Source organism: Kordia sp. (genome assembly GCF_022447245.1).
Classification (GTDB): domain Bacteria; phylum Bacteroidota; class Bacteroidia; order Flavobacteriales; family Flavobacteriaceae; genus Kordia.
Genome location: NZ_JAKVBC010000037.1, coordinates 1 through 13,026, shown reverse-complemented (window position 1 = coordinate 13,026; position 13,026 = coordinate 1). Strand labels below are relative to the sequence as shown.

The 13,026-nt window shown below is 32.7% G+C and carries 16 protein-coding genes; 10 read left to right on the top strand and 6 right to left on the bottom strand.

What is annotated here, in order from left to right; genetic code table 11:
• Positions 1-93 precede the first annotated feature (93 nt).
• The 5 genes from MK119_RS19945 (at position 94) to MK119_RS19925 (ending at position 4,491) form a co-directional block, all read left to right on the top strand.
• Entirely contained in the window at positions 94-534 is a 441-nt protein-coding gene (locus MK119_RS19945) for a hypothetical protein (protein WP_290682661.1), read from the top strand.
• A gap of 78 nt (positions 535-612) precedes the next feature.
• Entirely contained in the window at positions 613-1,920 is a 1,308-nt protein-coding gene (locus MK119_RS19940; RefSeq protein ID WP_290682659.1) for an aryl-sulfate sulfotransferase, read from the top strand.
• Positions 1,921-2,266: 346 nt separating this feature from the next.
• The gene (locus MK119_RS19935; RefSeq protein ID WP_290682657.1) at positions 2,267-2,761 is read left to right on the top strand and encodes an RNA polymerase sigma factor; all 495 of its coding nucleotides are present in this window, start codon (positions 2,267-2,269) and stop codon (positions 2,759-2,761) included.
• On the top strand, positions 2,745-3,365 hold the full coding sequence (locus MK119_RS19930; protein ID WP_290682655.1) for a hypothetical protein: 621 nt from the start codon (positions 2,745-2,747) through the stop codon (positions 3,363-3,365). Before MK119_RS19935 ends, MK119_RS19930 begins: the two co-directional genes overlap by 17 nt.
• A gap of 97 nt (positions 3,366-3,462) precedes the next feature.
• Positions 3,463-4,491, top strand: coding sequence for a hypothetical protein (locus MK119_RS19925; protein WP_290682653.1), 1,029 nt, complete (start codon positions 3,463-3,465; stop codon positions 4,489-4,491).
• Positions 4,492-5,524: 1,033 nt separating this feature from the next.
• Here the strand turns inward: MK119_RS19925 and MK119_RS19920 are convergent.
• The 6 genes from MK119_RS19920 to MK119_RS19895 all read right to left on the bottom strand — a co-directional run bounded on the left by MK119_RS19920 (position 5,525) and on the right by MK119_RS19895 (position 10,286).
• Positions 5,525-6,148 carry a hypothetical protein gene (locus MK119_RS19920; protein WP_290682651.1) on the bottom strand — a complete coding sequence of 208 codons (624 nt, stop codon included), beginning with the start codon at positions 6,146-6,148 and terminating at the stop codon, positions 5,525-5,527.
• Positions 6,149-6,231: 83 nt separating this feature from the next.
• Positions 6,232-6,561 carry a hypothetical protein gene (locus MK119_RS19915; protein ID WP_290682649.1) on the bottom strand — a complete coding sequence of 110 codons (330 nt, stop codon included), beginning with the start codon at positions 6,559-6,561 and terminating at the stop codon, positions 6,232-6,234.
• Positions 6,562-6,883: 322 nt separating this feature from the next.
• Positions 6,884-7,294, bottom strand: a complete 411-nt coding sequence (locus MK119_RS19910) for a DUF2452 domain-containing protein (protein WP_290682647.1) — start codon at positions 7,292-7,294, stop codon at positions 6,884-6,886.
• 21 nt (positions 7,295-7,315) lie between these two features.
• On the bottom strand, positions 7,316-8,851 hold the full coding sequence (locus tag MK119_RS19905) for a cryptochrome/photolyase family protein (RefSeq protein ID WP_290682645.1): 1,536 nt from the start codon (positions 8,849-8,851) through the stop codon (positions 7,316-7,318).
• Complete coding sequence (locus tag MK119_RS19900; protein WP_290682643.1) at positions 8,852-10,150, bottom strand: DASH family cryptochrome; 1,299 nt, start codon at positions 10,148-10,150, stop codon at positions 8,852-8,854.
• A complete protein-coding gene (locus MK119_RS19895; protein WP_290682641.1) occupies positions 10,143-10,286 on the bottom strand; it encodes a DUF2256 domain-containing protein in 144 nt (47 codons plus the stop codon). The genes MK119_RS19900 and MK119_RS19895 overlap by 8 nt, the downstream gene beginning before the upstream one ends.
• A 94-nt stretch (positions 10,287-10,380) precedes the next feature.
• On the opposite strand from MK119_RS19895, the gene MK119_RS19890 reads away from it, so the two are divergent.
• From MK119_RS19890 to MK119_RS19870, 5 genes are all read left to right on the top strand, one after another.
• Positions 10,381-11,154 carry an SGNH/GDSL hydrolase family protein gene (locus tag MK119_RS19890; protein ID WP_290682639.1) on the top strand — a complete coding sequence of 258 codons (774 nt, stop codon included), beginning with the start codon at positions 10,381-10,383 and terminating at the stop codon, positions 11,152-11,154.
• A 119-nt stretch (positions 11,155-11,273) separates the two neighbouring features.
• Positions 11,274-11,837 (top strand): nuclear transport factor 2 family protein, encoded by a 564-nt coding sequence (locus MK119_RS19885; RefSeq protein ID WP_290682637.1) that lies wholly within the window; start codon positions 11,274-11,276, stop codon positions 11,835-11,837.
• A gap of 43 nt (positions 11,838-11,880) precedes the next feature.
• Positions 11,881-12,384 (top strand): DUF2867 domain-containing protein, encoded by a 504-nt coding sequence (locus MK119_RS19880; RefSeq protein ID WP_290682635.1) that lies wholly within the window; start codon positions 11,881-11,883, stop codon positions 12,382-12,384.
• A 172-nt stretch (positions 12,385-12,556) separates the two neighbouring features.
• Entirely contained in the window at positions 12,557-12,796 is a 240-nt protein-coding gene (locus tag MK119_RS19875) for a YciI family protein (RefSeq protein WP_290682633.1), read from the top strand.
• Between the two features lie 4 nt (positions 12,797-12,800).
• Positions 12,801-12,950 (top strand): hypothetical protein, encoded by a 150-nt coding sequence (locus MK119_RS19870; RefSeq protein WP_290682631.1) that lies wholly within the window; start codon positions 12,801-12,803, stop codon positions 12,948-12,950.
• The last annotated feature ends 76 nt before the right edge of the window (positions 12,951-13,026 follow it).

Sequence of the window (13,026 nt, the reverse complement as noted above, 5' to 3'; positions counted from 1 at the left end):
GATGTTACTATGAATATAAATTCTATGCTAGTATTTCTGCTTTTCTCTTGTTTTATACTGAATGGCTACAGCCAAAACCTTAGAGATTTTAGCATGTACAAATACACCAATTTTGAAGCTGGTTATAGCTATAGTTTTGGAGAAGCTAATAATAGAAATTTTCACTTGCTTTCAGTTGGATTGAATAAAATGGTTTTTGGCGGAAGGCATGGTGTTGGCTATAGCTATGGAACAGGAACTGATATTGGTATCAATACTAGAAATTTTATCATAGCACCAAAAATAAACGGTTTTATGTATTTTCAGTTTTTTGTAATTGGTTCAGAGTTGTCTGTCTATACCGACTTTAAACAAGCAACATTACGTTACATTCCTATTTTTGGAATTGGTGGTGAAAAAGCCAAGTTAACCATCAATCCGCAAGTAATTTTAACAAATAAAAGTTTTGAACCTATTGATCGTGGAGCGATACAATTGACGATTAATTTTTCACTAGGAAAACGCCAAAAAACACGAATGAACATTAAAAATTGAATAGAAAAGCTCATTATTACACATTTTTTTCATGTAATTACTAGATAATTATCTATTTTTAGCCTACTAATTAAAGCTATGATGAAAATTACACCCACCTTAAAATATGTTGCCTGTGCATTACTATTGGCACTTGCAAGCTGCAACGATGATGATTCTGTAATTATTACTCCTGAAGGAGAAACACCAAACCCAACCCCAGTAACCTTAGCTCCTGAAGTAGAAGTGTATGACGCTGACAAAGTTCATAACAACTTAACACTTGCAGTGAATGCGGGTAAAAACTCTGCATTCTTGGTTAACAAAACGGGACAAAAAGTTCACGAATTCACTTTTGATGAACCTTTAGGAAATGACTTAGAAATATTACCTAATGGAAAACTCTTAGGTATTTTTAAAGCTCCTAACGCTCAAATTGAATTTGGTGGTTATGGAGGAATTGTAAAAATTCTAAACATCAATGGTACTGTAGAATGGGAGTATACATTGAGTAACGAGAATTTTGTATTGCATCATGATGTAGAAATGCTACCAAACGGAAATGTATTATTACTAGTTTGGGAACGTATTCCTGAAGCGGAAGCTGCTGCCCAAGGATCTTCAAACCCTGGTGACATTTACCCTGAAACTTTAATGGAAATTAATCCAGAAACAAATGCTGTAGTATGGCAGTGGAGAAGTTACGATCATATTGTACAAGACTATAATGCTTCACTTACTAATTACGGAATAGTGGCAGACAATCCTCATAAAATCAACGTAAATTATAATCCGATTGCCAATGGAGATATTATGCATGCTAACGGACTTGATTATGATGAAAACAAAGATATCATTTATTTAAGTGTAAACTTTTACAGTGAAGTTTGGGTAATTGACCATAGCACAACAACTGCAGAAGCAGCTACTGGCGCTGGAGGAAATTATGGAAAAGGTGGCGATTTGGTTTACCGATTTGGAAATCCACGTGCTTATGACAACATGATGGGAGAAGTACGAGGCGATCGTAATCACTATCCAAATTTATTAGAAAATGGCGTACAAGGAGAAGGAAATATGCTCCTTTATGTAAATGGATTTGATGAAGGAGTTTCTACAGTATATGAATTGGAAATGCCAACCCCTTTTTCATTGATGCCTAACACGGACAATGAACCTAATGTAGTGTGGTTTTACAAGAATGACGATATCTTTTCAAGTAAAATATCTGGTGCAGAACGTTTAGATAATGGAAATACCTTGATTTGTGAAGGTGATTTTGGTTTCTGGGAAGTAACACCTGAAAAAGAATTGGTATGGAAATACAATGGCGGAGAAAGTTCTTTCTTCTGGAGAGCATACGATTATGAAGTTGACGATCCAGTAGTAGCAAGTTTTGGATTGTAGTACAATCAATTTACATACAATATATTCAGAAGGCAACTAATACAAAGTTGCCTTCTTTTTTATAAGCTATTTTAACCATACTCACTTTTTTCTAAAAAAAATAAAAATCGCATGTAATAAAATCCACTTTGAGCCACTAACGAAGTACAAACAGTTTGTAAAAACATAAAAAACTCAAAATGTTAGCACACATTCTTAATCAAAAAGTTAGTTTTCATTTCTCAGCAATTGCTACAGATGATGTGATGAGTTCATTAATGGGGCAAATAATTCTTGCTTGTATAAGTATTATTTATTTTCTGTTATTTTTAAAAATCATTCAATCATTGATGAAGAAAACTTTTTAATGAGTCACGATTTTTATACATCACAGATTCTTCCACATGCGGCAATCATCATCAAAATTTGTCGTGCCTATAGCAATTCGCAAGAAGATTTTGAAGATTATTACCAAGAAGTATGCTTGCAAATTTGGCGAAGTCGCAACAATTTCAGCGGAAAATCGGAATGGTCAACTTGGATTTATAGAGTTTCCTTAAACGTTTGCTTAACCTTATTGAAGAAAGACAAAAAAAACGCAAACACTTTTGTATCGGACGCGATTCCAAAAGATGTGCAAGACGACAATCAAGCGTTTTTTAAAGAAGCTTCTTTAAATGAACTCTACAATGCCATTAAACAGTTGAATGAAATCAACAGAGCCATTATTTTATTGTATTTGGAAGAGAAATCGTATCAAGAAATTGCTAGCATTATGGGAATGAATGCCAATACTATTGGCGTTCGCATCAATCGAATCAAAGAACAGTTAAAAAAATTAGTACATGGAAAAATCAATTGAACATATCTGGAAAGAAGGCTTTATCAATAATGAAACATTAACAATCCCAAAAATTGAAAATTTATACAATCAAAAATCACAACACTTAGGCGATAAAATTATGCGTGTTTTACATGCTGAACCTAAAACTTTACTATTAATGGCCGTTATTTTCCTTGTTGGTAATTATGCCATTGGAAATAGTTTTTGGTCAGGAAGTATCGGCTCAATTTGGTGTATTGTATGGTACTTCATTACAAAAAAACAAGTGCAGAAAATAGAAAGCGTTCAAAAAGAAACCAATTGTTATAGTTTCCTAAAATCATTGCACAAACTCTTATTACAAAGAAAAGCAGCAACAGCAAGATTACTTTGGGCGGCTACACCAGCAATGTTAATTCCTTTAATAATCTATACATACTCCAATCAATATGAAAAGAATTTTGGGGAAATTTTTGGTGTAGAGACACTTAACTTCCCTAACGAAGGGTTATTTGCAATTATACCTTTGGCTACCGTATTTTCAGTAGTCGTATATCATGTTTCTTTTCAATTGGGTTATGGTTCTATCATGAATAAGTTAAAGCAACTAATCAGTGATATGGAAAGCTTAAAACAAGGGTAAAGTTTAGTGTAATATTGTTGGAAATTTATTTCCTTTTTGTGTAACAAATTGAATAAAAAAGTGTCCAATTGGCGAAGCCAACTCTAAACATTTTGATATGCAAACACTATTGAATTTCCAACAACGTTTTGCTAAATTTCTAATCCCACTAGCACTCTTCATCGGAACGTATTTTTTTATCAAATCACCGTATTTTTTAGAACATGCTAGCACGCTTACATTTGCAGTTTCTGCTGATTTGCTACTTACAATTCCTATTCTGTATTTTCTATTAGTTAGAAAAACAAACATTCCAAAAACAACTGTAGTTCCCATAATGATTATTGGGTTGTTGATAGGATTTAATTCGTTACCAGAAAGCAACCAAGAATATTTACAACTTTTTAAAACTTGGTGTATTCCAGTCATAGAAATTGGTGTAGCGTCATTTATTATTTATAAAGTTCGAAAAGCCGTTTTATTTCATAAAGCTCAAAAAGATACTTCCGTAGACTTTTTTACAGCACTGAAAAAAACCTGTGCCGAAATTTTACCGAAACCTGTGGCTGGACCGTTCGCAACAGAAATCTCAGTATTTTATTATGGACTCTTCTATTGGAAACGTAGAAAACTAGCCGAAAATGAATTCAGTTATCACAAAGAAAGTACGGCTTTGTCTCTATTCTTCGTATTGATTTTTATCATTGCCATAGAAGTTGTTCCAGTACATATTTTATTAGAAAAATGGAATAGTCTTGCTGCATGGATACTCACCATTTTGAGTATTTATTCTGGGTTGCAAATTTTTGGATATGCAAAGTCACTCATGAAACGTCCAATTGCTATAGAAAACAATGATCTGTCACTACGCTACGGAATTATACAAGAAGCTGAAATTCCACTAGCTGACATCAAAGAAATCACATTGTCTAGCAAAGAATTTGATAAGGAAGAAAATATTGTCAGATTGTCTTTATTAGGTGAAATGGAAGGTCATAACATGATCATTGAAACCAACAACGAACATACATTACACGGTTTATTTGGCAGTAAAAAGTCATTTACTAAAATCGCTTTGCATGTAGATAAACCTGCTGATTTTAAAGCGTATATTAAAACATTATTGAATAATAGAGAAACTATTTAGAACATATTTTTTTCATTACAACAAACTTTTTGAGGTTACAAAAGACATTATGGTTTAAGTAAGTATTGAAGTTTTAGTTGTATGTATCTTGGTCTAAAATGGAGTAGTCTTGATATTTGCAACGCATAACTTAAAAACACCATTTAATGATTAGATTGAAGCTACATTTTGTTTCAAAGGATTCAAGACCGATTATTCTGTAAAATGCATGTTCCTTGGAGCACATCTATTTATCATCTTCGAATTGGATGGGATTGAATATCATACTATCTTTTACAATGAAAGTTCAGAACTAAATAGAAATCTTACCAATATATTGGATTTCAAGCATAGATATACATTATCTCTCCATTTCTGCGCATCAAGATTCTGAAATGTTAGTAGTTCAATTTAAAAGAAATGGCGCATATCCGTTTTTGAAGACTCCTATCCATGAACTCAATAATAAGGTAATTTCGACAGAAGAACTTCTTGATGAATAGATACTACATTTTGAGATCAAATTTTGCATGATGAAAGGAGATTATTTATTGGCTCGTATCTAAATTCTCAACAAAACCTTATCTATCAGTTTTAAAAAAGTACTTCACATAATTTTCTATAATAATGAAATCTTTAAGCTCATCCAAAACATGTAACAACTATAATGGATAGATATAGCCTATGAATCTAGGCATATTATTCAAGGATTTTTTAAAAAAATCAAAGTATTTTCTGTATTTAATCTTAGTGACTTTTTAATTAAGGTTGAATCTAATTTTTTCCCACGAGATCCATAAAGAAAATTTACTGTGACAAAACCAGCTACCAAATCTCGCATTGATATAGGTTTAAAACTTAAAGGTAAAGAAATTACAGAACACCCTGAAAATTCGTAGGTTTTTGGTACCATGTGCAGACATAGAGTACGATTAACAGGTATTGGCCTAGTTGATGGAAAGTTGAAAGCTTTGTGCAAGAAGCGTATGAAAAAGCAGAATAGTTATATCAAACTCACGTTAACTTGATGTTGTTCTAAATACGGAAAACTGGATCATTCAATAAACTCACTACTACTAATAGCATCAAAACCTATCGTCATTAGCAATAATATAAACATGGCAATAAATGTGTAAAATAGAATAGCTGCGAAATCTACTTTCAAATACTGACCGTCGTTTTGCCGTAACATAGGTTGTCTTTTTAAAAATAATGGAATCAGTGCTATAAAAAACAAAGGAGTAAATAAATAACGAAGAAACAGCCTATTTTTTTGTTTGTGAAATTGTGCTTTTGCAAATTGTAAGTAATTGACACTGCCTTTGTGAATGGTTAATACTTTTTCTTCTAAAACACCTAATGTTAACTGATCGCCTTTTTTCACATTTTTACGAAGCTGTTGATGTTTTAAATATTTATAGTCAATTCCTCTTAATTCAAATGTGCCTGATGTGGTTTGAAAAATCACAAAAGGTTTACCCTGAACCTTTGATGTATTTTGAGGCTTTACAAAACGAGGATTTTTAGTCAGTGTCACTGTAATCTTCTTTATATCATCTTTTTCATAAATTGGACTTGAAAAAAAGGAAACTGATATGAATACCAGAAAAATACTAGCTGCTATTTTAAAGCCTTTCTTTTTTTCCTCCCATGTCTTTTGTTTCCAATTATTTATCAACAGAATAAATTTTTAATATAATTTACCACTTCCCACATTTTATCAGCATGTAAACGAAAAGTTTCCAGATAGTCAAAACCTCATTATTCAATAAACTCACTTGCCATTATAAAATCATAGCCAATAATAAAAATAAGCAATATAAAACTCAATATTGAAACTATGAATAAAATAGCACCAAAACTTATATTTTGATAGCTTCCATCATTTAATATTATCTTTGGTCGTTCCTTAAAGAATAGTGCTACCGAACAAATAATAAATACAGGGAAAAGCATATATTTCGTGAATAAGCTTTTTTGATTTTCATAGAATCGTGCTTTATCAAACTGTAAATATTCAATAGCACCTTTACTCATCGTAAGTATATTATCGTCAATAATTCCTATCCTCAATTCTGTACCTGATTTCACATGGGTTCGAAATTCAAGTCGATGGGTTAGATATTTATAATTTGCTCCTATAACTTCATATCGATGCTCTTTTGTTGGTAATTCTAAATAATAGAATATACTTCCTCTTCCTGCTTTACCACGAACTCCTGATTTAAATTTTGGTTTTCCTGATAAATTAATTGTTTTAAACGTTAAATCTTCTTTTTTGTATTTGGAATCAAGATGTTCACACAGATAACAACAAGACTAATAACGGCTACTATTATTGAAAACTTTTTCTTTTCTCTCAAAGTTTTATTTTTCCAACGATCTAGCAATAAAAATATATTTAGTAAAAAAATTAATCCTCAACCACTTCCCACATTTTGTCAGCATTCAAACGAAAAGTTTCCACATAATCAAAGTTACATTGACTTGGCGCAATGATCGATAAAAATGGTTGCTGATATTTGTCTCTATACAAGTGATATGTTTCTCCAACAATCGGCTCAAAATTAAATCTTGCATTGTAAATCAAGTTGTTGTATTCAAACTTTTCCATCAATGCGTCGTATTCAGCTTTCAGTTCATCATAACGTGCTTTGACTTGTTTGTTGACTTTATCAATATTCACATTTTTCCAAGTTACCGTATCAGGTGTAGTAATACTAGGCGCTCCAACATTGGTAGCATATGCCTTTAAACCAGCATTATAACTGTTTGATTCTTCGTCAAAAACTACATTGTCAGGTTTTTTATCTTCTTCTTTCATATCTTCGGTTTCTTCTCTCTTTTAATACTTTTCTGGATTTGCAATCACTGCTTCTGCTCTACTCTTCAAAGCCGCTAATTTTGTTTTGTCCATTTTATTGAGCAAGTTCATCATCATAGACATACGCTGATTTCCTTTAAAATATTCACGCTTTTCATCTAAAAAATGCCAATACAATGCATTAAATGGACATGCATCTTCAGTCTCTTTTTTAGATACTTTATACACACAATCTTTGCAGTAATTACTCATTTTATTGATGTAGCTTCCACTGGAAACATACGGTTTTGTTGCTACCAATCCGCCATCGGCAAATTGACTCATCCCACGCGTATTTGTAATTTCAACCCATTCTATGGCATCAATATAAATACCTAAATACCATTTATCTACCTCATCTGGATGCGTTTGTGTGAGCAATGCAAAATTTCCAGTGACCATTAATCGTTGAATATGATGTGCATACGCATGATCTAAACTTTGAGAAATGGCATGTTTCAAGCAATTCATCTTCGTATTTCCTGTCCAGAAAAAGTCAGGAAGCGAATTCGTATTATTTAATTTGTTCAAAGTTCTATAATTTGGCATTTCTTTCCAATACATTCCACGCATATATTCACGCCAACCTAAAATTTGTCGCACAAAACCTTCTACTTGCGAAATATCAATTTTGTTTTTATGTGCTCGCCAATACGAAATTACGGTTTGTATAACTTCCATCGGATGCAGCATTTTAGAATTCATTGCAAAAGATAAGCGACTATGAAATAGGAAATGTTCTTCGGTATGCATCGCATCTTGATAGTCTCCAAAATATTGAAGTAGATTTTCACAAAAATAATTCAGTACATTCAAACAAGCTTCTCTATTTGTGGGCCAATGAAAGTTGTTAACATCTATAGAACCTATCGTTTCAATTTTAGATTTTTCAATCATTTTACAAATGTCTGAAACAGTGTTCTTCGATTGTTTTTCAACGGGAATTTCAGGTGAACCTTTCCATTTTTTACGATTGCTATGATCAAAATTCCACTTTCCGCCTTCTGGATTCTTATCATTCAACATCATGATATTGTACTTCTTTCGCATGTTGCGATAAAAATATTCCATGACTAGTTGTTTTTTCCCTTCAAAAAAATCTGCAAAATCCGTTCGCGTTGTTAAAAAATGTTCAGTATCAAAAGCTTCTGTTTCAATATTTAATTCGTGGCAAAACATTTTCAACTGTTCATCCAAACGGTATTCATCAGGCAATTGGTATTCAAATTTTTCTATAGCATACTCTTCAATCAACTGATTCAAATTCGACACCAAATCCTGTTGATTTCGCTTATCGTCTAAGCTATAATATACAACTTCGTGTTGCTCATTTTTCAACCAATCGGCAAACGAACGCATACTTTTAAAAAACGCAACTACTTTCTGAATATGATGTCTTACATAATCCGTTTCTTGACGCATTTCTGCCATAAAGTATACAACGTCTTCGTTAGTATCATCATACCAAGAATGTTGCTGATTCAATTGATCGCCAAGTATTAATCGTAAAGTTTTCATTTAAAATAAGCTAGTTTGTAACCAAAGGTTTTGAAATTTATTATTGCCATCATAGCGTGCTGCCTGGAGTTTTACATTAAAGGTTCGGTCGCGTGGATCATTTCCAACACCAGAAACATACAGCCAATTTCCATAGTTACTATGCACATCATAATCTATTAACAATGATTCAAAATACGCGGCACCAATACGCCAGTCAAGCTTTTGTGTTTTGGCAAAATAAGAAGCTACGTTTTGGCGACCGCGATTGCTCATCCACCCAGTATGTTTGAGTTCGAGCATGTTTGCATTTACAAATGGTTCTGCTGTTTCCCCATCAATCCATTGTTGAATTAATTGTTTATCAGTGTTCCATTCGTACGGCGTATGCAAAATACCTTCAAGTTTGAAGATATCGTTTCCGTGTTTTAGGGAAATGTATTTGAAAAAGTCGCGCCAAATCAATTCAAAAATCATCCAATACGAAGATTGATTTTTAACGATTTCAGATTCATATTTTTTGACTTCATGATAAATCATTCGCGGTGATAAACTTCCGTTGCCTAACCAGGTGGAAAACTTGGAACTGTAATCTGTTCCTACCAATCCATTTCGTGTGTTTTTGTAATAAGATAGCTTCTTGGTGTTCCAGGTATAGTCATGCAAACGCTGTAATCCTGTCTTTTCACCTCCTTTGAAAGGAAAAGCTGTTCGCGAATCAGTATCGAAATCTGTATGTCCTAACTCTTGTAATGTTGGAACTCTCGTCTGTTGTGGCACTCGGTTTTTTTCTGGCATTTTGGAAATAGTTTCCAGTTGGCGAACACTAGCATATTTTTCACATTTCTTTCTAAATATGGTAAATACTTGTGGAATTTTGTCTATTGTCATCGGAATGTCCTCTGGATGAAATAAAAACTGATCGTACGCTTCAATCCAATCCACATTACTAGTAATTTCTTTTTGAACATTGTTTACTACTTCTCTTTCTTCAGAAGTCCATTCGTTTTGTAAATAAACAGAAGTAACCTTATGAATCTTGACATATTCAGGAATTATTTTTTCGGGTACATCAACATGTACAAACAGCGGAATGTTCAGTTCGTTTAATTGTTGTTGTAAATCCTGCACTGTTTCTATCAAAAACTGCGCACGGTATTTTCCTGTTTTTGTAAATCCGAAACGATCTTTTTCAAACTGTCGTGGATCAAAGCAATATACAGCAATCACAAAGCTGTTTTCTTTGGCTGCTTTGACCAACGAAATTTGATCGTGAATTCGCAAATCATTTCGAAACCAAACCAATCCCGTTTTAGTCATGCTTTCTGTTTTTATTTCTTCTACAACGTTCGCTACAATACTGAACTTCATCCCAAACACGCTCCCATTTTTTACGCCAAGTAAACGGTCGTTTACACACTTTACAGACTTTTGATGGAAGGTGAGTTTTCTTCATAATTCATTTTTGTTTAACAAATATACAAAATCATTAAACAAATATATTTTTGATATGTAAAATTGTATATTTATAATGCTTATTTGAAATGATTATGAATATTAAATACACGCTTGGCGCGATTGTTTCTGTTCCGCTTTTACCGATGCTTTACTTTCAAGGAAAGAAAATTAAACGGACCATTCCTGAGTTTCCAGAAGCAACAGATGTAGAAGGTTTGATTCCTATGGAGAGTGAACAGTCTTTTCAATTGATCACAATTGGCGAAAGTACCATTGCAGGTGTTGGCGCTTCAAGTAATGCTAAAGGTTTTACAGGAACGTTGGCGAAAGAATTATCAACACATGTTCCAGCAAATATTTCATGGAAAGTATATGCTAAAAGTGGATATACAGCACAATGTGTGACTCAAAATATTATTCCTCAAATTACAGAACATTCTGTAGATTTAATTGTTATTGGACTTGGTGGCAATGATAGTTTTGTGCTTCGAACGCCAAAACGTTGGAACAAACATATTCGTACCTTAATTGATGACATTCGCTCTATGTATCCAAGAACACCTATTGTATTCGCCAATATGCCGCCAATTAAAGAGTTTACAGCTTTTACAGGTCCTTTTAAGTTTGTTATTGGAAACTTGGTATTGCATTTGGGTAAAGAACTCGAAAAAGTAGTACATACTTATGAAAACGTGTATTATAGAGCCAAAGGTTTGGAATATCACGATTTGGTAAAACGTATGAATTTGAATGCAACCCCAGAAGATTTTTTTAGTGATGGCGTACATCCATCTGAATTAGCCTATCAGGTTTGGGCAAAAGATGTTGCAGAATTTATTCAAGAAAAAAGAATTCTCTCTGCGTGATGTATACTTTTTATTCGCATAGAAAAATCTGTCAAGCAATTAAAAAATAGTTTACTTTTTTATAGCATAGGTTTCTAAAGTTTTCTACTTTAGGAAGCGCAATTTTTAATAGATAACTTATGAAATTCAAACATACTTTACTGCTTTTTTTTAGTGTTTTTATATTGACATCTTGTTCAGATAATTCGTCACTTGGAATAATTACATCTTTTGTAGAAGCAAGAAACAACAATGATGTCGATAAGCTTATCGAACTAACAAGCGAAAATTATTCAGAAACTTTTCGGAATGATTTTGTAGAAGTTAAAAATAGAAAAGAACTTTTACGAAATTTAGAATGGGCCAAAGAGTTAAAATCATTACTTACCATTAAAGAGGTTGTTTCTGAAAACGATGCAGTAATCATCGTAATTGAAGAAAGTAAAAATTATATTGATGATGCTTTAAAAAGGAAGCCTCGTAAATTTAAAACCACATATTATCTTAAAGACGGAAAAATACTGAAACAAAGTTTTGATAATGCGCCCGGCGAAAAATTTGACACAAAAGCAAATGATGTATTGTATGGCGACTTTGAACGCTATTGTAAAGTAAACAACATCAAGTTTTCTTGGGAACCTACTAAAGAGGCTGGAATAGCGCTTAGAAAAGCCTTGGAAAAATATGCAAATCGCAAGGAATAGTTGTAAATTTAGGATTCTTTAATCATCTTAACATCCACACCTAATGTTAAAAGTAAAAGAAGAATCCATTTTTATCTCTGAGAATGCAGCAAATTTGCTTCCTAGAATTGATTTTGCAGATACATTTTCAACAACCAATCGCATTCATTCGATTCAAGAAATTACGAATCAAATCTTTAATACCACTCCAAAATTGATTGCGTTTCTATTCAAAATTAGAAACAGCATCGTTCAGTTTTTCGGGCTAAAGACAACCTTACCAGAAGACCATCATGAAGAATTTAAAGTTGGTAGTTACATCAAATTCTTTAAAATTTATGATATCACACCGAGTGAAGTTATTTTAGGAGCAAATGATAGTCACCTAAATTTTAGAGCTATTGTTTCTGACACCAAAGTCGCTTCTCACAATATCAAAGTGACTACTTTAGTTGAATACAATAATAAGAAAGGAAAAATATACATGAACCTCATCAAACCGTTTCATAGAATGGTCGTAAAACGTATGGTTTCACAAGCTTTTCAAAGTCCAGAAAAAAATAATTAAAAAATATGTCCTCTTTTATCTTTTGTAAAGCGTCTTAAAGATATAAACCTTGTAAAAACACTATTATGAAAGAATTTATGATGATTTTCGTTGTAGTAGATTACGCTGATTTAGGTCTTTCTCCTGAAGAATTACAAAGCCGTATGGGAAAATGGTTCGCATGGGGAAATAAATGGAAGAAGCAGGAATCCTTCGTGACGGAAATACATTGAATCCACAAATTCGTCGTATTGTTGGCGAAAATCGTACGGTAACCGACTTAACTTCTACCGAAATAAAAGAAATTATTGGTGGTTACTATATGGTTGTTGCCAACGATTTTGATGCGGTTCAAGAAATTGCACAAGATTTCCCTGATTACGATTTAGGAGGAACGGTAGAAATCAGAGAAGTAACTGATTTAGAACAATGAAGTTATGTATACTACAGAACACTTTCAGATTATTATGTTGCCACAAAACATAGAAAAAGCCATTGAACTGCTTGATTTAGCGCTTCAAGCAGTCACAAATTCATTGGAAAAAGAACATTTACAAAAAAAGCGCAGTATTTTAGTGAGTTCATAGTAGATACATCCATGAAAATTTCTTCCAAACAACTTTCTATACTCGTTGCTACACTAGTAGTACTTTTAGTAATTTA